Source organism: Nocardia sp. JW2, assembly GCF_051843015.1.
GTDB classification, from domain to species: domain Bacteria; phylum Actinomycetota; class Actinomycetes; order Mycobacteriales; family Mycobacteriaceae; genus Nocardia; species Nocardia coubleae.
The window spans coordinates 24,353-46,298 of record NZ_JBPXLK010000016.1 but is presented as its reverse complement, the minus strand read 5'-3'; the positions used below and the strand labels follow the sequence as shown (position 1 = coordinate 46,298).

General features: G+C 69.4%; 16 protein-coding genes. 10 read left to right on the top strand and 6 right to left on the bottom strand.

All coding sequences use genetic code 11. The features are described 5' to 3' along the window. Positions 1-133 precede the first annotated feature (133 nt). The 5 genes from ACSVDM_RS21315 to ACSVDM_RS21295 all read left to right on the top strand — a co-directional run bounded on the left by ACSVDM_RS21315 (position 134) and on the right by ACSVDM_RS21295 (position 8,434). A complete protein-coding gene (locus ACSVDM_RS21315; RefSeq protein WP_439267263.1) occupies positions 134-1,921 on the top strand; it encodes an Hsp70 family protein in 1,788 nt (595 codons plus the stop codon). After that, positions 1,918-4,392, top strand: coding sequence for a LuxR C-terminal-related transcriptional regulator (locus ACSVDM_RS21310; protein WP_439267261.1), 2,475 nt, complete (start codon positions 1,918-1,920; stop codon positions 4,390-4,392). Before ACSVDM_RS21315 ends, ACSVDM_RS21310 begins: the two co-directional genes overlap by 4 nt. Before the next feature lie 49 nt (positions 4,393-4,441). Continuing rightward, positions 4,442-5,563, top strand: coding sequence for a hypothetical protein (locus ACSVDM_RS21305; RefSeq protein ID WP_439267260.1), 1,122 nt, complete (start codon positions 4,442-4,444; stop codon positions 5,561-5,563). Positions 5,564-5,662: 99 nt separating this feature from the next. Then, positions 5,663-7,024: a S1 family peptidase gene (locus tag ACSVDM_RS21300; RefSeq protein ID WP_439267258.1), complete on the top strand. Its 1,362-nt coding sequence runs from the start codon at positions 5,663-5,665 to the stop codon at positions 7,022-7,024. Positions 7,025-7,177: 153 nt separating this feature from the next. After that, positions 7,178-8,434, top strand: a complete 1,257-nt coding sequence (locus ACSVDM_RS21295) for a S1 family peptidase (RefSeq protein WP_439267257.1) — start codon at positions 7,178-7,180, stop codon at positions 8,432-8,434. Positions 8,435-8,821: 387 nt separating this feature from the next. Here ACSVDM_RS21295 and ACSVDM_RS21290 read toward each other — a convergent pair whose 3' ends face one another. Then, positions 8,822-9,052: a mycoredoxin gene (locus ACSVDM_RS21290; protein WP_067637296.1), complete on the bottom strand. Its 231-nt coding sequence runs from the start codon at positions 9,050-9,052 to the stop codon at positions 8,822-8,824. A gap of 90 nt (positions 9,053-9,142) precedes the next feature. On the opposite strand from ACSVDM_RS21290, the gene ACSVDM_RS21285 reads away from it, so the two are divergent. The 3 genes from ACSVDM_RS21285 to ACSVDM_RS21275 all read left to right on the top strand — a co-directional run bounded on the left by ACSVDM_RS21285 (position 9,143) and on the right by ACSVDM_RS21275 (position 12,205). Continuing rightward, positions 9,143-11,299 (top strand): ATP-dependent DNA helicase UvrD2, encoded by a 2,157-nt coding sequence (locus ACSVDM_RS21285; protein ID WP_067637525.1) that lies wholly within the window; start codon positions 9,143-9,145, stop codon positions 11,297-11,299. Between the two features lie 110 nt (positions 11,300-11,409). After that, positions 11,410-11,742, top strand: coding sequence for a hypothetical protein (locus ACSVDM_RS21280; protein WP_439267256.1), 333 nt, complete (start codon positions 11,410-11,412; stop codon positions 11,740-11,742). Positions 11,743-11,878: 136 nt separating this feature from the next. Further along, complete coding sequence (locus tag ACSVDM_RS21275; protein WP_281201970.1) at positions 11,879-12,205, top strand: WhiB family transcriptional regulator; 327 nt, start codon at positions 11,879-11,881, stop codon at positions 12,203-12,205. A 148-nt stretch (positions 12,206-12,353) separates the two neighbouring features. On the opposite strand, the gene ACSVDM_RS21270 is transcribed toward ACSVDM_RS21275, so the two are convergent. The 3 genes from ACSVDM_RS21270 to ACSVDM_RS21260 all read right to left on the bottom strand — a co-directional run bounded on the left by ACSVDM_RS21270 (position 12,354) and on the right by ACSVDM_RS21260 (position 16,254). Next, entirely contained in the window at positions 12,354-13,703 is a 1,350-nt protein-coding gene (locus ACSVDM_RS21270) for an ABC1 kinase family protein (RefSeq protein ID WP_439267254.1), read from the bottom strand. 49 nt (positions 13,704-13,752) lie between these two features. After that, positions 13,753-14,628, bottom strand: a complete 876-nt coding sequence (locus ACSVDM_RS21265) for a TOMM precursor leader peptide-binding protein (protein WP_067637290.1) — start codon at positions 14,626-14,628, stop codon at positions 13,753-13,755. A 207-nt stretch (positions 14,629-14,835) separates the two neighbouring features. Next, complete coding sequence (locus ACSVDM_RS21260; RefSeq protein ID WP_439267252.1) at positions 14,836-16,254, bottom strand: zinc-dependent metalloprotease; 1,419 nt, start codon at positions 16,252-16,254, stop codon at positions 14,836-14,838. 127 nt (positions 16,255-16,381) lie between these two features. Here ACSVDM_RS21260 and ACSVDM_RS21255 point away from each other — a divergent pair, with 127 nt between their 5' ends. After that, complete coding sequence (locus ACSVDM_RS21255; RefSeq protein ID WP_225278952.1) at positions 16,382-17,407, top strand: YlbL family protein; 1,026 nt, start codon at positions 16,382-16,384, stop codon at positions 17,405-17,407. Between the two features lie 122 nt (positions 17,408-17,529). Here ACSVDM_RS21255 and ACSVDM_RS21250 read toward each other — a convergent pair whose 3' ends face one another. Beyond that, the gene (locus ACSVDM_RS21250) at positions 17,530-18,108 is read right to left on the bottom strand and encodes a PPA1309 family protein (RefSeq protein ID WP_067491592.1); all 579 of its coding nucleotides are present in this window, start codon (positions 18,106-18,108) and stop codon (positions 17,530-17,532) included. A gap of 157 nt (positions 18,109-18,265) precedes the next feature. Here ACSVDM_RS21250 and ACSVDM_RS21245 point away from each other — a divergent pair, with 157 nt between their 5' ends. Next, positions 18,266-21,247 carry a UPF0182 family protein gene (locus ACSVDM_RS21245; RefSeq protein WP_181700391.1) on the top strand — a complete coding sequence of 994 codons (2,982 nt, stop codon included), beginning with the start codon at positions 18,266-18,268 and terminating at the stop codon, positions 21,245-21,247. Positions 21,248-21,314: 67 nt separating this feature from the next. Here the strand turns inward: ACSVDM_RS21245 and ACSVDM_RS21240 are convergent, their stop codons facing one another. Beyond that, positions 21,315-21,863, bottom strand: a complete 549-nt coding sequence (locus ACSVDM_RS21240; RefSeq protein ID WP_181700389.1) for a transglycosylase family protein — start codon at positions 21,861-21,863, stop codon at positions 21,315-21,317. Between the last annotated feature and the right edge of the window lie 83 nt (positions 21,864-21,946).

Sequence of the window (21,946 nt, the reverse complement as noted above, 5' to 3'; positions counted from 1 at the left end):
AGGGGATCGAGGGCCGTTAGGGGATCGGCCCCGTCATCGGCGCGTGCACCGGTAACAGCAGACCGTCAGCAACCGACAATCGGGATAGCTCTCTCGATGATTTCCGTCGCTCACGTATCTGCAGAGGTTCCCCATGACAGACCGTCTCGCGCTCGGCGTCACCGTCGGTGCATCCCGTTCAGTTGCCGTAGCGACGGCGATCGACGGTGGTGAACCGGTCGCGGTCGTGCGGCGACCCAGTGCAGTAGAAGTAGCCACGGCCGGTCCGGCGGTGGTGATCGAGGGCTTCCTGGCCCGGGTCGGCGATCCGGTGCGGATGCTCGCCGAGGACGGTTCGTCGCATGTCGCGGCCGATTTGGTGGCCGCAGCGACCACTCAGCTGATCGACGAGGTCCGCGACCGGGTCGAGGGCGAGCCGACGGTGGTGTCGTGCCACCCCGGTTGGTGGACGGATGACCAAGTGCAGGCGGTGCGTTCGTCTCTCGACAACGCGGGCGCCCACGCGGTCGTCCTCGTCCCGGAACCGGTCGCGGTGATCCGCCGCTACGAGGTCGAGCGCGGACTGTTCGACGAAGGCGCGGTGGTGGTCTACGACCTCGGCGCGAGCGGCCTGACCGTCTCGGTGGTCCGCACCGGAGAGCAGTCGGGGCTGCTGGCCACCCCGTTGCACGACACGGAGATCGCCGGCTCGGAATTCGATTTGCTGACAATGCGCTACGTGCTGTCGCACGCGCTGGGTGACCGGGAATTCGACCCGTTCGACCCGGCCGTGGAAACCGAACTCGCGGCCCTGCGCGAACGCGCACGCCTCGCCAGAGAAGAACTGTCACTCGACACCGCGACCGTGGTGGAGGTCGGCGCCCTCGGCGAGGCCGCGACCGTTCGCCTCGTCCGCCACGAGCTCGAGGACCTGCTGCGCGGGTCGGTGCAGGATTCCCTCACCCTGGTGCGCGAGGCCGTCGAACGCGCCGGCGTCCGGCTCGGCGACATCACCGCCGTCCTGCTGACCGGCGGCGGCGCGCAGATGCCGCTGGTCGCGGAACTGGTGTCCGCGGAGTTCGCGCTGCCCGTCGTCGCGTGTGCCGACCCGGCCACCGCGAGCGCGGCGGGCGCGGCCGAACTGGCCGCCGATCTGCGGGCGGCGGAATCCACTCCGCTCGTCCTTCCCCTCGAGGAGGTCGACGCGCCGACGGACATCGCCCCGGTCTCACTCGCGAAAGCCCTGCCCGTCGTCGACGACGAAGCCCCGGCGAAGAAGGTCGTCACCGGCAAACGCCTGGCGGTCGTCGGTGCGGCAGTCGCCGTCTTCGGCGCGCTCACCGCGGGAACGCTGGCCATGTCCCCCCAGTTCGCGACGCCGAGCAAGCCGGACGCGTCCACGGTGAACCCCACCGAGAACGCGCCGAAGAACAACGGCCCCGGACAGGCGGTCGCACCGATCGCCACGTTCGACGCGGACGGCAAGCCGGTGGTCGGCACGCCGACCGTCGACGCGAACGGTCAGCCGGTCCCGGGCGCTCCCCTGCTCGACTCGACGGGTCAGCCGATCCCCGGCACCGTCACCCCGGCCGCACCGGTGAATTCCGCCGGGACACCACAGCCGGGCGGCACTGCCCAGTCCCCGGCAACGCAGCAGCAGGTTCAGTCCGGCGGCGGAGCCCCTGCCCCGCAGCAACCCGCACCGCAACAGCCCGCGCCGCAGCAACCGGCCCCCCAGCAACCGGCCCCGCAGCAGCCCGCTCCCCAACAGCCCGCCCCGCAGCAACCGGCGCCCTACACCCCGCCGGTTCCCCAGGCTCCGAACGTGCCGAATGTCGGCGCGGTCCCCGGCCAGGTGCTCGACGGCGCGGGCGAGGTGGTCGAAGGCACCGTCGGCGGCGTCACGAAACTCCCCGGTGAACTACTCGGAGGCGGCAATTGAGCCCCATCGCGCTCGACACAGTCCCGCACGCCCGTGAGATTCTGCGAGCGGTAGACGCTGCCGACGACCAGCCGGTGGTGCTGTTGCTGACCGGTCGCTCCGGCACCGGCAAGTCGGTATTGCTCGACGCTGTACGCCGTCGGCTGCGCGGCCGGGGTGTCGCCGTGATCGGCCGGGCTCCCGAGCCCACCGACAACGGCGCCTTCGTGATCGCCGACGACCTGCACGACATGACCCCTGCCCAGCTCGCGGCCCTGCGCACCGAGGTGGAATCGGGTGCCCGTTCCCTGATCTGCGCCACTCAGCCGCGCCCCCAGCATCCCGAACTGCGCGCCCTGTGCGACGCGGTCGGCAGGCAGGGCCGCCTGATCGAGATCCGCGCACTCGGTTGCGGTGAGATCGGTTCCTTCGCCCGCGAACTCGGGGTGTCGGTGCCGCGTCCGCTGGTCAACCACATCCACACCAGGACCGCGGGCATCCACGGCGGTGTCGTCGCGGCACTGCGGGCGGCGGGTCAGGCCAAGCTCGACGCCGGTCTGCCTGCCGTCGACGCGGCCCTGTCCGCTTGGGCCCGTGCACAATTGGCCGCTTTCGATCCCCCGCTGCTCGACACCCTCGTCGTCGCGGCGACCGGAACCGGCCTCGACGCCGGTGAGCTCGCCGAGGTGCTCGGGGTGGAATTGCCTGTCGCCCATGACCTGCTGGATCGGGCGCGGGCGAGCGCGTTGGTCACCGATGCCGACCTGTTGCTGAGCGCCGCCGTGCCGCAACTGCGGCTGCTGCTCGGTGATCGCCGCTTCGTCGCGGTGCAGCGCAGGCTCCTCGACACCCGGCTCGAGGCGGGCCTGCTGCGCGACCACACCGGCCTGCTGCTGGCCGAGTCCGGTGTGCGCGACCAGCGCCTCGCCGAATTCCTCTGTGCGGCAGCCCGACAGCAGCGTCCCGATGCCGCCCGCTACTACGCGGCAGCCGTCGCGGCGGGCACCGATCCGCGTCGCGTCACCCTCGCCTGGGCCGAGGCCGCCGCGAAGGCGGGCGACGATGACACCGCCCTCCGCCTGGCCGAACCCCTGCTCGACGGCGCCGATGTCGACACCGCCGAACTCGCGGCCGCCGTCCGCGTCTGCGCGAGCGTGCTCACCCGGCGTGGTCTGGTCAGCCGGGCCGCCGCCCTCTACCGCTGGCTCGGCCCGAACCGGGTCGGCGCCGACTGGGCGGTCGCGGCGACCGTGCACGCCCTGGCCGGTGACAGCGCCGCCGCCGCGGAAGCCGCGGCCGACGCCGAACACTGGCCGCCCACCCAGGCGGGTGCCGGCGCCCGGCTGATCGCGAACGCCCTGCTCACCTCACTCGACCCGCACGGCGCGGCCACCGCGGCCGCCATCTCGGCACTGGTCCAGGCGGCGCGGACCAACGGAACCGGCACCACCCCGTGCAGCGCGGTGACCGTCGGCGCCCTGCTCAGCCTGAGCGCGGGCGAACCACGCCGCGCCGACGACGCGATCCGCGCCGCCGACGGCGAAGGCAAACAACTCGGCGTGCTCGCGGCCTGGACCGCGTTGCGCATCGGCGACGAATGCAAGGCCGCCGAAACCATGACCGGCATCGACATCGCGTCCCTTGCCCCACGCGACCGCCTGCTCGCGCACGCCCTGGCCGTCGGCCTGGCCCGCCGCAGCGGTGACGCGCAGGCACTGCATGCCGCGTGGACCGCCGCCTTCCCGCTGTTCGACGAGGTCGACGTCGACCTGCTGAGCCTGCTACCGATCGGCGAATTGTGGTTGGCCGGAATCCAATTGCGCGACGAGGGCCGCATCCAGCCGCTCGTCGAGGCCGCCACCGCACTGTTGCGCCGCCTCGGCCGCGCACCCGCCTGGACCAACGCCTTCCACTGGTACGGGGTGCAGGCGGCGATCGCCAAGTCCTCGCCCCAGCAGTTGCTGCCGCACGCGCACGCGCTGAAGAACGCCGCCGCCGACGGCGACCCGCATGCCGCCGTCCTGGCCGACGCGGGCCGCACCTGGTTGCTCGTGCTGCGCGGTCAGGTCGACCTGCCCGCCGTGCACAGCGCGGTCCTCGCCCTGGCCCACCAGGGCCACACCTTCGACGGTGCCCGCCTCGCCGGCGACACCGCGCGCGTGATCGACGACCCCGCCGCCGCGAGCGCCCTGCTGAAGCTGGCCCGTTCGGTGCGTATCCCCGCCCGCCTCGAGGCGCCCAAGACCGGCGACGAAACCTCGGCGGCTCCCCAGCCCGCGATCGAGCAGCGCGCGCTCAGCGACCGCGAACGCGAGGTCGCCGAGCTGGTGCTACTCGGTCTCACCTACCGGGAGATCGGCGCGCGGCTGTACATTTCCGCCAAGACCGTGGAGCATCACGTGGCGCGTATCCGACGCCGGATAGGCGCACGTTCACGATCGGAATTATTGTCGATGCTGCGCGCGATGGGACACGGCTCACTCCTGGTGTGACCGCCGGACTCGCCGCCCAACACCACGGACGTCGAAGCGAGGTAACCGGATGGCCACTGGAGTCGGCTTGCGTATCGCCGACGACGAGTGTGTCGCCGCGGTGGTCACCGACGACGGGGCGAAGCATTTCGTCGAGCGGTCGTCGGTGCTGCACATGTCCGACGACGGCGACGCGGCCCTCGGCGACGCACCGCTGTCCGGGAAGGCGCACGCGATCTCCGGTTTCGTCCGGGCGATCGGCGATCCGGCCGGTGTCGATGTCGACGGCGGCGAGGCCTATCGGGCCGAAGACCTGCTGGCCACGGCCATGTTCTGCCTCATCGATCTCACCACCGAGCATCTGAGCGGCCCGGCCGAGTTCTACGCGACACATCCGGCGCAGTGGTCGCCGGAGGTGGTGCGCGGCGTCCGTGAGGCGCTGGACTACCTGGGTCTGAAATCGGTGGCGCTGCTCGGCGAGGACGAGCTGCCCCAGCCCGCCGAGGGCGCCGATCCGGGGAAGGCGTTCGCGTCGTCGGCCGCCGAGGCCGCGCTGGTCGCGGTGCTGGCGACCCCGGCCGGTGCGACACCGCCGGATCCGATCGTCACCGAGAACTCCCTGGTGAAGACCGATGTGATGCCCGCTGTGGAGCCGCCCGTGGTGGTCGCGCAGGCGTATTCGGCGGCGCTTCCGGTGCAGCATCCGACCAAGGCGATGGCCGTCACCGTGCCTGCGCCCGCTCCGACGGCCCCCGCGCCTGCTCCGGCGCGGAACAAGACGCCGCTGTTGATCGCCGGGGCCGCGCTGATCGGCCTGGTGCTCGGTGGCATCGCGGTGTCGGTGCTGCTGCGCGGCACCGAGCCGACCGAGCCCCCGACCATCTCGGACGCGCACTCGGAGACGACCCAGCAGCCGGCTCCCACTCCCGTAGTCGCTCCGCCGCCGCCGGAGCCGACCACCGAGGAACCGGTCGTCACGACCACCCCGGAACCGACGACGACCACCGAGGAGCCGACCACCACCGAAGCTCCGACCACCACCACGCCGTCACCGACGACAACCACGCCGACGACGACGCCCGGCCGCACCACGACCACCCGGCCGTTCCCGTTCCAACCCCGCGAGCCCGGCGAGCTCCCGCCGCCGCTCGAGATCCCCGGCTGGCGCAAAACCGAAGCTGGTAGCGGGTAACCGCACCCCATCGCCGGGCGTGCCTTAGAGTGATGCGCTGACCGACATACCCGCCGCCGGCGGTGGTCTCGGTCACTCGTTCGGTGACGAAGGGATTTCATGCGCAAGTTGGTGGCGCGTCGCGCCGCGGTCAAGGCAGCCTCCGCCGGGTTCGCCGCGACCGTTCTACTCGCCCCTCTGCTCGGCTCCGGTGTCGCTAGCGCGCAACCCGCTGCGCCGCAGCAGCTTTCGGCTGACGCCCTACCCGCCGAACTGGTGACAGCCATCTCGCGCGACCTGGGCATGACCCCGAACGAATACCTCGACCGTGCAGCGCGCGCCCAGGAACTGCGCGCCTACGCCGCCGACTTCCGCGCCGAGAACCCCGACACCTTCGCCGGTGCCTGGCTCACGCCCGAGGGCAAAGCCGTTGTCGCGGTGACCGATGCCGAGACCGGCCGCCTGGCCGCCGCCGACGGCTACCAGACCCATCTCGCCCCGATCTCGGCGAGCGGCCTGGAAGGCGCTCTGCTGCAACTGAGTCAGTGGATCTCGACGCTGCCGCGCGAGATCTCCGCGCCGATCAGCTCGATCGCCATCGACGTGCTCAACAGCCAGATCGTTTTGAGCGTCGCCAATTCCAGCACCGGCCACCTGCTGAACCTGCCGACCCTGATCGCCACCATCAAGGTGGTCATCACCCCGGGTGGCGGTGGCGAGGTGGTGAACCGGCCGATGGGCGGCGACACCTACATCACCGCCGCCAAGGACCTGCACGACGCCGACCTGCGCGGTGTCGATGTGTGCTCGTTCGGTTTCAACAGCACCGACGCGGCGGGCAACGCGCTGAACATCTCTGCGGGCCACTGCAATCCGAATGTCGACCACGGCACACCCGCCGCGGTGTACGTGCCGAACGTGCGCGACATCCCCAACAGTCCCGAGGTCGGTCAGTTCGCCATGTCCGTGCTCGGCGGGCCGGGCGCGCTGGACTACTCGGTCATCAAGCTCAACGAGCGTGCGGTGAACGCGGGCATGGACCAGGCCCGGGTGCGTGGCGCCAACGGCACCACCCTCGCCATCACCGGCACCGCCGATCCGGTGACCGGTGCGCCGGTCTGCAAAACTGGTCAATCGTCCACTTTCACCTGCGGTTTCGTCTCGGCCGATCACGTGGAGACCCAGCTGTTCACCGCGGAGGGCATCAGCAAGACGATCCGCGGTTTCGCCACCAGCGCCTGCACCCTCGGTGGTGACAGCGGCGGCGCGATCGTGTCGGGCACCCTCGCGCTCGGCATCACCAGCGGCTCCAATGCCGCCGAGGCGCCCAACTGCACCGAGGCCAACACCCAGCTCGCGCCCTTCGGCGGCACCGCGACCCTCGGTGTGCCGATCCGGCCCGTCCTGGCCGATATCGAGGCCAATTCCGGTGGCGGTCTCGGCAGCGGAATCATGGTGCGTACCAACCCCAACGCGGGTTAGTACCGGACGAATCACCGAACGGACCGGGTGAGTGAAATCTCTTGCCCGGTCCGAGTAGGCATAACCGGTCCGAGCCCATATAGTTCGATCATGCTCCTGCCACGTATGGGTCGCGCCCCCCTCGCACGAAGCTCGAGACGAGCTCGCAAGTCCGTGATCGCCGCTTCGGCGGCGATTCTGCTGTTCGGCCCCACGATGGCAGTCGCCGACGCCGAACCCGCGGTCGATCTGCCTGCCCAGCTGATCGAGGCCGTGAGCCGTGACCTGAAGCTCTCCCCGCAGGAATACCTGCGCCGTGCCGACGAGGCCCAGCAGGTCGCCGCGTTCGCCACCACCGCCCAGCGTCAGTTCCCGCAGGTGTTCGCCGGTTCCTGGCTCAACGACCAGGGCAACGCCGTCGTCGCGCTGGCTCAGGGCCCCGGCGCCGACGAGGCCCGTGCCGCCGCCGAATCGGCCGGTTTCGAGGTCCGCAACGTCGCCAAGAGCGAATCCATGCTGCGCGGCGAGAAGACCGCGTTCGAGAACTGGCTGGCCGCCGCGCCGCCGGAGATCGCCAACCTGGTGCGCGGCGTCGTCATCGACACCGTGAACAACGCGATCGCCGTGCGCGTCGAGCAGGCCGGGCTGCCCCTGCCCAGCTTCATCGACCCGGCCCGCGTCGTCGTCACCGCGCCGCCGGTGGCCGGTGAGAAGGTCGACCTGGAAGCCACTCCCGTGGCGGGCAACGGCACCGGCCCGATCGCCGGTGGCGAGGGCTACGCCGCCATCGCGGGCAACAGCTCGCTGCGCTGCTCGTTCGGCTTCAACGGCACCGACCGCTCCGGCAACATCGTGAACATCTCCGCGGGCCACTGCAACCCCGACCTGGAGTCGGCGGGCACCGGTTCCGCCGCCGCCGTGTACGAGATGAACGGTGACCGCGCGGGCGCCCAGCTCGGCACCTTCCAGAAGTCGATCCTCGGCGAGCAGGACTACTCGATCATCCGCGTGAACGACAACGCGCGCGCCCGCTTCGAGAACAACCTCGTCACCGTCCCCGGCGCGGCGCCCATCGCCGTCGACGGCGTCGGCGTGCCGGTCGTCGGCGCCCCCGTGTGCAAGTCGGGTTCGCGGACCGGGTTCAGCTGCGGCATCGTCAACGGTGTCGACCAGACCGTGCAGGTCGGCGATCGTCAGCTCACCCAGAGCTTCTCCGCCAACATCTGCGCGCTGCCCGGCGATTCCGGCGGTGCCATCGTCACCGGCCGCATGGCCCTCGGCATCTCCAGCGCCTCGTCGGTCGCCGACTACCCGATCTGCGAAATCCCCAACATCATCGGCGCCATCACCGGCGACACCCCCCAGCTCTTCGCACAGCCGCTGAGCGTGGTCCTGTCGGACAACCCCGGCCTGGCGGTTCGCACGAACTGATGCCCTGGCGGGCAGTGAGCATGCCCTGAACGACGGTGGAGGCCGGTAGCGCTGGAGCTACCGGCCTTTGCCGTTTCTGGGTGGTCACTGTGTGGCGGGTTCCAGCCGTGTGGAACTGCCTTGGTGTTTTGTGCACCACAAAGGTGTTGGGCTGTATTTTTGGAGCGCTGGCGCGCTCGAGCGCGGCCCCTGGAGGGCCGCGAGTTAGCCACCGTTGCTCGCGCTGCGCGCATGCGCAACGGCGGCTAACTCGCGGCCGGGCCGCTACGCCGCTTCGCGGCGGTCCCTCCTCGAGGTCGGGACGTACGGGGCCGGGAGTGCGGTTATGACGGACTGAAAGTAGTGCCGGGTAGCTGGGAGTGCGGTGGCCACTGCACTCCAATGTGATCAGCTCTGAGCCGCCAAAGCCTGCTTGACCTGCGCCAACGTCGGATTCGTCGCAGTCGATCCATCCCGATACTTCACCGTCGGCACGACGTGGTTGCCGTTGTTGACGCTTCCCACGAAGTCGGCCGAGGCGGGGTCCTCTTCGATGTCGATCACCGTGTAGGTGATGCCCGCCTCGTCGAGCTGGGTCTTGAGGCGGCGGCAGTAGCCGCACCAGGTGGTGGAGTACATCGTCAGGTCAGGGGTTGTTTCGCTCACGCGATGTGCAACGTCTCGACCGGCCCTGGTGTTCCGGCCGGGTTCTTGTCGGCGGGCGCTGTCATGATGGTGGCCGTGTCAGCACTCGATCTCGCCGCCCTCGACCCGGAACAGGCCGCCGCGGTGCGGGCACCGAGGGGACCGGTGTGTGTGCTCGCGGGGGCGGGTACCGGCAAGACCAGGACCATCACCCACCGCATCGCACACCTGATCGCGGGCGGTCACGTGAAGGCCGACCAGGTCCTGGCGGTGACGTTCACCGCGCGCGCCGCGGGCGAGATGCGCGGCAGGCTGCGGGCGATGGGCCTCGGCGGTGACGCCGGGCAGGTGCAGGCACGCACCTTCCACGCGGCGGCGCTGCGGCAGCTGCGGTACTTCTGGCCGCAGGTCGTCGGCGATGTGCCGTGGCGGTTGCTCGACAGCAAGTTCCCCGTGGTCGCGCAGGCCGCCAACCGGGCGGGACTGGGCAGCTCGACCGAACTGATCCGCGACCTGCTCAGCGAGATCGAGTGGGCCAAGGCCTCGCTGATCGCCCCGGAGGACTATCCGGCGGCCGCTGCGAAATACCACCGTGACGCCCCCGTCGAGGTCACCCGGGTGGCCCAGGTCTACGCCGGGTACGAGTCGGCGAAGACTTCCGCCGACGGCCTGCTGCTCGACTTCGACGACCTGCTGCTGCACACCGCCGCCGCGCTCGAGGACTACCCGGCCGTCGCCGACGAATTCCGCGGCCGGTACCGCAGTTTCGTCGTCGACGAGTACCAGGACGTCACGCCGCTGCAGCAGCGGGTGCTCGACGCCTGGCTCGGCGAGCGCGACGACCTCACCGTCGTCGGTGACGCCAACCAGACCATCTACTCCTTCACCGGCGCCACCCCCAACTACCTCCTCGACTTCTCCCGCCGCTTCCCCGACGCCACTGTCATCCGGCTCGAACGCGACTATCGCTCCACCCCGCAGGTGGTGTCGCTGGCCAACCGCGTGATCGGGGCCGCGCGCGGCCGCATCGCGGGCACCCGGCTCGCGCTCGTCGGCCAGCGCCCCGACGGCCCGGAACCCGAATTCGCCGAGTACCCCGACGTGCCCGCCGAGGCCGCGGCCGTCGCGGGCAAGATCAAGAAGCTGATCGCCGCGGGCACACCGGCAGCCGAGATCGCGGTGCTCTACCGGATCAACGCCCAGTCCGAACCGTTCGAACAGGCGCTCAACGAGCGCGGTATCCCCTTCCAGGTGCGCGGCGGCGAAGGGTTCTTCCAGCGCCAAGAGGTGCGCCAGGCCGTACAGAAGCTGCGCCAGGCCGATACCCGCGACGACCTGCCCGACGAGGCGCGCAGCGGCGGCGGGCTCATCACGCTGGTCCGCGCCGAGCTGGCCTCGGTCGGGCTCACCGCCGAGGAACCCGCCGGCGCCCAGGCCAAGGAACGCTGGTCGGCGCTGCTCGCGCTGGTGCAGCTCACCGAGGAACTCGTCGGTCACGACCCGGAGATCGACCTCACCGGTCTGCTCCGCGAGCTCGCCACCCGCGCCGAGGCCAAACATCCGCCGACCGTCGAAGGCGTCACGCTGGCGTCGCTGCATGCCGCCAAGGGCCTGGAATGGGACGCGGTGTTCCTCGTCGGCGTCAGCGACGGCACGCTCCCGATCCAGCACGTGCTCGGCGACGACGGCAGCCCGGCCGACCAGGCGGGCCTGGAAGAGGAACGCCGGCTGCTCTACGTAGGCGTCACTCGCGCGCGCGAACACCTCACCGTCTCGTGGTCGCTGGCCCGCGCCGAGGGCGGCCGACGGGTGCGCAGGCGTTCCCGGTTCCTCAACGGTCTCGTCCCCGACGACTCGCCCGCCTCGCGCATCGCCGCGACGGCCACGGGTCCCAAGGACGCCGACGGCAAACGCCCACTGTGCCGGGTCTGCGCGAAACCGCTGATCGGCACCTACGCCTCGATGCTCGGCCGCTGCAGGCGCTGCCCGGCCGAACTCGACGCCGAATTGCTGGCGGCCCTGCAGGAGTGGCGCGCGGAGAAGGCGGAGGTCCTGCGCGTGCGCGACTTCGTGGTGTTCACCGACACCACCCTCACCGCCATCGCCGAACAGCTCCCCGCCGACGACAAGGGGCTGGCGGCGATCGCGGGCATCGGCCCGAAGAAGATCGAACAGTACGGCGCCGACGTGCTCGCGATCGTCGCGTCGCGGATGCGGGCAAAGACACAAAACCCCAGGTAGAAAATAGGTTGTCCGCTTATCGATCTTTGCCTATGGTGGACAGCACGCACCGAGAGTGATCTCGGCGCGTGGAAACTATCAGCACACGAGTTCAGGAGGGAGGCAGTCAGATGAACAGCAACACCGCATTCGTCGCGATGGGCAATCGCGACCTGGTGAACGAATTCATGGTGTCCGCCTCCCGGGGGGTCCTCGCTCTGCAGGGGACCGGTCTGTCCGGCGTCGATACCAAAGCTGTCCCGATGACTGTCATTCATCAGCACAGCCCTGTTCGTCTCCAGGACAAGCCCATTGTGGGTTGGCAGCCGACCGCCGTTCCGGCATCGGCAGACACGTTCGCCGATGAGGCCGGATACGCACCGGCGATCTTCGGCGGCGCAACCCGCCTCCGCGTCCACCCAGCGACCGTGCTCAGGTCTCGACACAGATGTCGAACTAGGTAGGAATTCCTCCCTAGACCTCCTGGCCACGGATCGCGAGAAGCGAAATCCGTGGCCATTGTTTTCGGCTCCTCAGCCGCAGGCTCCGGGTTCGCACACCGAACACCACGACCGCTGCAACGAGCTGAAGGAGAACGACGTGTTCACCGCCCAGGACTGGCCGACGGCCACTACTGACGTGACATGCCGAACCGTGGCGCAGACCCCTCGCGTCCGTGAGGTCACCACCAAGACCCTGCCCTGCCGGGCCGGAAACCCCGATCTGTGGTTCGCCGAGAGCCCCACCGATCTCGAGCAGGCCAAGCAGCTGTGCGCCTCCTGCCCGATCCGTAAGGGCTGCCTGACGGCGGCCATCGACCGCGGCGAGCCGTGGGGTGTCTGGGGCGGTGAGATCTTCGACCAGGGTGTTGTGATCGCCCGCAAGCGCCCGCGCGGTCGCCCGCGCAAGGTCGCGATCTCGGCATGAGCGGTCAGCGGCCGGAGGCGGCAGCGGAGCGTAACCACGTAGGCCGCCCGAGCATGCCGCATGAACACAGCATGAACCCCGGAAAAGGGTTGTACCGCAAGCGAACCGCTCACCGTGCGTCGGTGGGCGGTTCGTTTGTTCTGTGCGGCTAGGAGGCTTGCTCGGCGGGGAAGCCGGGCACCCAGGTGCGGACCAGCCGCATGAAACCGAGTTCCGCGTCGAGCTGGGCGAGGATGCCGACGGAGCCGCCGAGCACCCGGAAGACCATCACATATTCCGCCGGGAGTTGCAGCGCCCGAGCGGTTTTCATCTCCGGACTGGAGAATTCCGATGCCTTGCCCGCGACCCGCTGCATCCAGGCCCTGGTGAAATGGAAGGTGTCGGTGCGGATGGGGTCGCTGAACGGGCGCAGGTAGGCCTCGATCTCCTCGTGCGTGACCTTGCGACCCGGAATCACCCAGCCGTGCTCGTAGAGCAGCCGGGTGAGGGCCTCGTGGTCCTCGGTGACCGCGAGCGCCAGCATCTCGCCGAGGATGCGGGGGAAGCCGTCGGGCATCGGCGCGCAGGCACCGAAGTCGAGGACCGCCAGCTTGCCGTCGGGCCGCACGAGGAAGTTACCCGGATGGGGGTCGCCGTGCAGCAGGCCGGCCAGCTCGGGGGAGGAGAAGTGGAAGGTGCCCATCAGCTCGGCGATCCGATTGCGTTGCGCGCGGGTGCCTTCCGGGTCCTCGGCGCCCGCCTTGATCAGCGCGGAGACCGGTGTGCCGTCCAGCCATTCGGTGACGATCACCTTCGGCGCACCCGCCACGACCTTGGGGACCACGATGTGCGGGTGCCCGTCGAAGGCGGCGGCGAAGCGGCGCTGGTTGGCCGCCTCGATGCGATAGTCGAGCTCTTCCTCGGTGCGCTCGGTGATCTCGGCGAGCAGCGGCTTCACGTCCGCGCCGGGGATCACCGACGCCAGCAGACCCGACATCCGCGACAGCGTCTTCAGGTCGGCGCGCAGCGCCTCGTCGGCACCGGGGTACTGCACCTTCACCGCCACCGCGCGCCCGTCCGACCACACCGCCCGGTGCACCTGACCGATGCTGGCCGACGCGGCGGGGGTGTCGTCGAAGGACTGGAAACGATCACGCCACTTGGTGCCGAGCTGCTGGTCCAGGACCCGGTGCACCGTTTCGATCGGCATCGGCGGTGCGGCGGCCTGCAACTTGGTGAGGGCCTCGCGATAGTGCTCGCCGAATTCCTCCGGCACGGCGGCTTCCATCACACTCAGGGCCTGGCCGAACTTCATCGCGCCGCCCTTGAGTTCACCGAGCACGGCGAACAACTGCTCGGCGGCCTTCTGGTTCAATCCGGCGTTGATCTGCTGCTTGTCACCCCCGACGAGCTTCTTGCCGAACCCGACGGCGGCTCGCCCCGCGATGCCGAGCGGAATTTTGGCCAACTTGGCATTGCGGCTGGAGCTGCGGCGCACGATCTCGGACACGCTACCCATCATGGCCGAACCTGCGGCCGCTGTGCCATGGGAATGCTCACACCGGCGATCATCGGGCCACCTCCGCACGATGACCGGCCAGTGTCCGGCAGCCGCACTCCGGGTGCGGTGGCCACGGTCTGCGGTGCAGTTCGTGCGAATCGAGGTCGAGTTCCATGGTGGCGTCCAGGGTCGCGGGCCGTCGTCGCGGTGAGCATTCGACGATGGCTTCCAGCTCGCCGAGCGCCAGTGCGGTGGTCGCCGCCACGCCTGCGGGGGAGGCGTGGCCGGTGCGGCCGAGCAGTTGCGCCGCCAGGTGCGGCCAGTCGTGGTCGAGGCCCGCACGGGTGAGGTCGGCACACCGCAGGCAGCTGGTCTGACCGGGCAGGACGAGGGGACCGACGACGCCGATACCGTCGCGCACCCGCACCTGCAGGTGCGGCACCCGGCGCAACACCAAGTCGACCGACAGGCGCGGGTCGATCATCAGCGCGTCGGTGAGTACCACCAGATCGCAGCCGGGGACACCGACCACCACCTCGGGGCGGAACGTGCGCGATCGAGAGGGCCGGAAACCCATGCGGCGCAACCCGATCGTCACCGCGTCCGACAACGGGCCGAGCCCGTGCACGGTGATCGACCGGATCTTGGCCTGTTTGCGCTCGGGTTGCAGCAGCAGACCCGCCCGGTCGATCGCGGTGAGCAACGCGACGGTGCGCTCGGGGGAGATACCGAATTCTCCGGCGCGCCAGATGATCTGCGGCCGCGACTGCAGACCGTCGAGCAGCCGGAGGAAGGCGAGCACCGTGCCGGTGTCGAGCTCGGTGGTCTCGAGGACGAGCGCGCGTTCGGGGTCCCAGCCCAGTTGCACCGTGCCCGACGGCCGGACCAGGGTGGTCACCCTCGGGTGCAGCATCGGGCCGCGCAGTGGTGTTGTGGTCGTCATGCCAGAAGTATCGGCATCGCCTCGGCTGCGACCAGGGCCCGAAAGCCCAGTTATCCACAGGTTTTGGGCGTGTCGTTTCGACGATCTCACCTTGTGAACAGACGATGTTCCGCCCGTCGTCACGGCGATTCGAGACCGCGCCACGCCGAAAAGCCGTGTCGCGCAACCGCCGACGGCAAGTTGTTCACCGCCGGTGGTCGCGCACCGTCACGAGTGGTCGGAGTCCGGGTCGTCGCCGGTGTCGTCGGACTTCTTCTCGTCCTGCTGCGCCTGGTCGCGCTCGCGGGCCTCGGTCTCGGCGAGTTGGGCCAGCGGATCGTCGAAAGCGCCTGTGCCGCCGCCGATCACGGAGTCGATGAACCCGGCGGGGGAGTCGAGATCGGTGGAATCGGGCAGCAGGTCGGGGTGTGCCCACACTCCGTCGCGACGCTCCATGCCCGCGTCGTCGGTGAGCCTGCGCCACAGCGCCGAGGCCTCACGCACCTTGCGCGGGCGTAGCTCGAGACCGACCAGCGTCGCGAAGGTCTGCTCGGCGGGCCCACCGGTCGCCCGGCGGCGACGCAGCGTCTCCGACAGCGCCGTCGCACCGGGCAACCGCTCGCCGACCGCGTCGGCGACCACCACGTCCACCCAGCCTTCGATCAGCGCCAGCAGCGTCTCCAGCCGTTCCAGCGCGGCCTTCTGCTCGGGCGTGGTCTGCGGTTCGAAGGTGCCCTGCGAGAGCAGTTCCTCCAGCTTGGACGGATCGCTGAGCATCATCGGATCGATGTTCTGGGCGGCATCCTCCAGCGCGGAGAAGTCCATCTTGATGCCGCGCGCGTACGCCTCGACCGCACCGAGTACCTGCTGACGCAGCCACGGCACATGCGCGAACAGCCGCTGGTGCGCGGCCTCACGCGCGGCGAGGAACACCATGATCTCGCTCTCGGGCTGCTCGAGTCCCTCGCTGAACGAGGCGATCGCGCTCGGCAGCAGCGCCGCGGTTCCGGCCGGTCCGAGGGGCAGACCGATATCGGTGGAGGTGAGCACCTCCTTGGCCAGCTGACCGAGCGCCTGGCCCAGCTGCGAGCCGAACGCGAGCCCACCCATCTGACCGAGCATGCCGACCATCGGACCGGCGAACTGCTTGGCCTCCTCGGGCAACTGCGCGGTCCACATGCCCGAGATCTGCTCGGCCACCGGGTCGCACAGGCGCTTCCAGGTGGGCAGCGTCTCCTCGATCCAGTCGTTGGCCGTCCACGCCACGGTCTTGCTCGCACCCGCCGGAAGGACGGTCGAACCGTCGAGCCACAGCTCGGCCAGGTGCGCCGCGTCGGCGACGGCGGAGGAGGTCTTCGCGGCGATCGGTGCGACGGTGGCACCGAGCTGCTGACGCGCCAGCCGCTTGGCCACGTCGTAGTTGACCGGGCCGGACTGGGCGCCGCCCGGGCCGCCACCCTGGCTCATGCCGCTGATCATCTGGCCGAGCTGGGTCAGCATCTGACCAAGCTGCGACGGGTCGAAGCCGCCCGTGCCGCCCGCCCCGAAACCGAACGGATCCGATCCGCCGGGTCCGTTCGCCTCGTCGCGACGCTTACCGGACTCGTCGTCGTCGCGGTTCGAGAAGCCGAAGGGGTGATCGCTCATGCCTCTTACGTTACGCGGGACCTGCCGGTCCACGGTGTTCGCGCATCGCGAAATCCTCGGCAGGGCCGACGGCGCAAAAGCGTGGCACTGCCGTCGCCCGGCGAAGGTGATCACTACTGTGGTCGGAGTGAATCGTCGGATCCTCACCCTGATCGTGGCCCTGGTACCCGTCCTCGTGCTCGGCGTGGTCGGCAGTGTGGTCACCGTCCCGTTCGTCGCACTCGGCCCCGGCCCGACCTTCGACACCCTCGGCCAGGTCGACGGTAAGCAGGTGGTCGACGTCACGGGCGCACCCCTCGATCCGACCACCGGTCAGCTCAATATGACGACCGTTTCGGTGCGCGACGAACTGAACCTGTTCGAAGCGTTCGGCTTCTGGGTGAGCGGTGAACACGGCCTCGTCCCGCGCGCCGAGGTGTACCCGCCCGGCGTGTCGCGCGAAGAGGTCGACAAGTCCAACCAGCAGGACTTCAAGGACTCCGAGAGCAATGCCGAGGTCGCCGCGCTGCACCACCTGAAGCTGCCGACGGTGGTCCTGGTGCGCGGTGTCGTCGAGGACGGCCCGGCCAAGGACATCCTCGCCGCCGACGATCAGATCATCAGCATCGACGGCAAGCCGATCACCGCGCCCCAGGAAGTGATCGACCTGGTCGGCACCAAGGGACCCGGCGACGTCATCACCGTCGTCTACCGGCGCGGCGACGTCGAGCAGACCACCCCGATCACCCTCGCCGCCCGCCCCGACGACAGCAACAAGGGCTACCTGGGCATCGGCCTCGGTGAGGGCGGGCGCCCGCCGCTGAAGGTGGAGTTCAACCTCGCCGACATCGGCGGTCCCTCGGCCGGGCTCATGTTCAGCCTGGCCCTGATCGACAAGCTCTCACCCGGCGAACTCAACGGCGGCAAGTTCGTCGCGGGCACCGGAACCATCGATCAGGACGGCAAGGTCGGCCCGATCGGCGGCATCCAGTACAAGATGATCGCCGCGCGTGAGGCGGGCGCCGAAACCTTCCTCGTGCCCGCCGCCAACTGCAACGAGGCAGCTCAGCGCATCCCCGAGGGGCTGCGACTGGTGAAGGTCGACACCCTCGACACCGCGATCACCGCCCTGTCCGACATCGAAGCAGGCCGCGAACCAATCAGCTGTGCATGATGGCGGCTGGCGCCGCGGTTCTCGGCGCTAAACCCCCGCCTCTTCCCTCCCTCCGGGCACTCCTTCGTCGCACCCTCCGGTCAGTCCAGAGGCGGGGGACGCGCCGAGAACTCGGCAGTTGATCACTCGAGAGTGTGGTGCAAGGCCTCGACGAGGCCCGGGGCCAGGTTCGGGTAGGTGCGCAGGTCGAGGTCGCCGAAGCCGTCGTCGTCCTCGGGGCGGATCTGCAGCAGGCACAGCGACGCGCCCTGGCGCAACACGCCCGCGATGAGGCGGGCATCGCGGCGGCCCGGGTGGGCGTGGGCGGCGGCGCGCCCGGCCGCGTCGGCGGCTTCGTCGTCGGCGAGCAGCGGAACGAGCGCCTCGTCCAGATCGCTCTCCGCGTCCGGCGGCAGCACCACGATCTCCTGGACGAGCACGCAACCCTCGACCGCGGGCGGCCAGGTGGTGGTGGCCAGGAATTCGTCGAGCGCCATCGAACCGCCGGTGATGTCGTCGGGGAAGGCTTCCTGGGCCACGGGTGTCAGTTCGCTGCCGTCGTCGAGCTGATCCTGCAGATCCGGTTCGGCCGCGGCCAGGTCGGCGGTCGGCACCAACGCGAACATCTGCGGCGGATTGCCCCAGCCCTCGGCGTCGGCGAACTCGACGACCTCGCGCACACAGCGGGCGAGGAGAACTTCGGCGTGCTCGTCATCGGTCACCCGACCATCCAATCATTTTCGGCCCTGCCGCTTGCACGGTGTCCGATTTCCGTAGAGTGGGCGCCAACGATCCCGAACAGGATCACCCGCAACATCGGACTGCGGTGTCCGCGCCCGGAATCGGTCGCGGAACCGCCGGAGCATGGAGAGTGGCACCGTGGGCATGCGGCCCCCCACCGGCTTACCTTCGTTGTCCCGACGCAGCCGTGTGCTGCTGGTGACGGCTGTCGTCCTCGCGGCGCTGCTGCTGCTCGGGCCCCGCCTCACCGACGCCTATACCAACTGGTTGTGGTTCGGCGAGGTCGGCTATCGCAGTGTGTATCTGGGCGTGTTGCGCACCAGATTCATCTTGTTCGTCGTGATCGGCCTGTTCGTCGGGCTCGTGGTGTGGGCGGCGCTGCTGCTCGCCTACCGTTCGCGTCCGGTGTTCGTACCGGTCGCCGGGCCCAACGATCCGATCGCGCGCTACCGCACCACCGTGATGGCGCGGCTGCGCTGGTTCGGCATCGGCATCCCGGTGCTGCTCGGCCTGCTGTCGGGCCTGGTGGCGCAGTCGAATTGGGCAACGGTGCAACTGTTCCTGCACGGCGGCGACTTCGGTCAGCAGGACCCGCAGTTCCATCTCGACATCGGGTTCTACACCTTCGACCTGCCGTTCTACCGGATGGTGCTGAACTGGCTGTTCGTCGCGGTGGTCATCGCGTTCTTCGCGAACCTGGTGACCCACTACGTGTTCGGCGGGCTGCGCCTGGCCGGACGCGAGGGCGCGCTCACCCGTGCCGCACGGGTGCAGCTGGCCGTGATCGCCGGCATCTTCGTGCTGCTCAAGGCCGTGGCGTACTGGTTCGACCGGTACGACCTGCTGTCGAGCACACGCAAGGAACCCACCTTCAGCGGTCCGTCGTTCACCGACATCAACGCGGTACTGCCTGCCAAGCTGATCCTGCTGTCCATCGCGGTGATCTGCGCGATCGCGTTCTTCGCAGGCATCGTCCTGCGCGATCTGCGGGTGCCCGCGATGGCGGCGGCGCTGCTCGTGCTCTCCTCGATCCTGGTCGGGGCGGTGTGGCCGATGGTCGTTGAGCAGTTCTCGGTGCGACCCAATGCCGCCGAAAAGGAAAGCCAGTACATCGAGCGCAATATCCAGGCCACGCGCGAGGCGTACGGCATTACCGACGACAAGGTCGAGTATCGCGACTACCAGGGAGTGAGCACCAAGAGCCCGCTCGAGGTCCCCGCCGACGCGGCGACCATCGGCAATGCCCGGCTGTTGGACCCGAACATCCTCTCGCCCACGTTCACCCAGCTGCAGCAGCGCAAGAACTTCTACGGCTTCCCGGAGTCGCTCGACATCGACCGCTACAACGTCAACGGCGAGCTGCAGGACTACATCGTCGCCGCGCGCGAGCTGCATCCGGCGGCACTGTCGGGTAACCAGAAGGACTGGATCAACCAGCACACCGTCTACACGCACGGCAACGGCTTCGTCGCCGCACCCGCCAACCGCGTGAACAAGCCGCAGTCCGACGCGCAGAGCGCCTCGGGTGGCAGCGATTCGGGCTATCCGCTGTTCACGGTGAGCGACCTGTTCACCGAGAAGGACAAGCAGCAGATCAAGGTCGACCAGCCGCGCATCTACTTCGGCGAACTGATCTCCCAGACCGACCCCGACTACGCCATCGTCGGTACCGCCGAGGGTGAGGCGCCGCGCGAATACGATTCCGACACCGCGCAATTCACCTACGACGGCAGCGGCGGCGTGCCGGTGGGCAACTGGTTCAACCGGTTGGCCTTCGCCGCCAAGTACGCCGAGCGCAACATCCTGTTCTCCTCGGCGATCAGCGAGGACTCCAAGATCCTGTTCAACCGGTCGCCGCGCGACCGGGTGCAGAAGGTGGCGCCATGGTTGACCACCGATGGCAACGCCTACCCGGCGGTCGTCGGTGAGCGCATCGTGTGGATCGTCGACGCCTACACCACCCTCGACAAGTACCCCTACGCGCAGTCGACCTCGCTCGACGGCGCCGTCGAGGACAGCATCGACAAGAAGACCGGCCGGGCGATCCCGCGCAAGGAGGTCAGCTACATCCGCAACTCGGTGAAGGCGACCGTCGACGCCTACGACGGCACCGTCACCCTGTACGAGACCGACACCAACGACCCGGTGCTCAACGCCTGGCAGGGTGTCTTCCCGGATGCGGTGAAGCCCGAGAGCGAGATCTCGGCGGAACTGCGCGCCCACTTCCGCTACCCGGAAGACCTGTTCAAGGTGCAGCGCGAGATGCTCACCAAATACCACGTGGACAACCCGCGCGAGTTCTTCACCAACAACGCGTTCTGGTCGGTGCCCAGCGATCCGACGATCGAGGGCGGCACCTTCAACCAGCCGCCGTACTACGTGCTGCTCGGTGATCCGAAGACGAACAAGCCGGTGTTCAACCTGACGTCCTCGATGGTCGGCTACAACCGCGAGTACCTGTCGGCCTACATCTCGGTGCGGTCGGATCCGGAGGGCTACGGCAAGTTCACGGTGCTGCAGCTGCCCGGCGAGACGCAGACGCAGGGTCCGCAGCAGACGCAGAACTCGATGACCACCGCCGACGCGGTGTCACGGGAGAAGACGCTGCTGTCGAACTCGAACAAGATCCGCTACGGCAATCTGCTCACCCTGCCGGTGGCCGACGGCGGCATCCTGTACGTGGAACCGTTCTACAACGAACGCAACACCGGTTCGTCGACGTTCCCGCAGCTGCTGCGCGTGCTGGTGAGCTACCGCGACTCCGGTGGCGGTGTGAAGGTGGGTTACGCGGCGACCCTGGCCGACGCGCTCAATCAGGTGATCCCGGGCGCCGGTTCGCTGGCGACCCCGTTCGGCGGCGACCCGTCGGTGAAGCCGAAACCGGGCGCGACCCCGCCGGTCGACCAGGGCTCGACTCCGCCCGCCGGTGGCGTTGTTCCGCCGCCGCCCGCGTCGGGCACCCCGTCGACGCCGACTCAGGAAGCCGCCGCGGCCGAGCTGAGCCGCAAGATCGAGGCGGTGCGCACCGCGATGCGCACGGGCAACTTCGCCGATTTCGGTAAGGCGCTCGAGGAACTGGACAAGGCCGTGCAGGCCTACCAGGACGCGGGCGGCCGGTAACGGTTCGCGACACAAGAAGGCCCCGCCGGAATCGGCGGGGCCTTCTTGCTGCAGGGGGAAAAGTGGATCAGCCGGCGATCTGCGCGATCAGCGGGGCGTTGGCGTTGAGCAGGTCCTGGTACTGACCGGCGACACCGTACTGCTCGGCCAGGGCGCGGCCCGCGGCGGTCGCCTGGTCGACGGCGGCGCGCACCTCGCTGGGGGCCTCGGCGGGCAGCTCGACCGGGAGCTCGACGGCAGGCTCCTCGACGGGGGCCGGGATGGGCTCGGGCTCGGCGGCCTGCAGGTACCGGCCGCAGTGCGGCCACGCGCCGACACCCTGGGTGGCGAGCACGTTCTCCGCGACGCGGATCTGCTCTTCCTTGCTCGCGGTGTGGGCCGAGCCCTGTCCGCCGTTGGCAGCCCAGGTGCTCTGCGAGAACTGCAGGCCACCGTAGTAACCGTTGCCGGTGTTGATGCCCCAGTTGCCACCGCTCTCGCACTGGGCGACGCCGTCCCAGTTGTGGGCGGCGGCGGAGGCGGTGCCGGTGGCGAGGCTGAACGGAACGGCAACCAGGGCGCCGGTGACGGCGGCGACGCCGAGGGCACGGGTGCGGAATTTCCGGGTTTCAGTCATGGGGGAGACGCTAACCAAGAATTGCGGGCCGATCACATCTTGATAACGGACACGTTGTGTGATTGGAACAGTTGTCTTTTCGA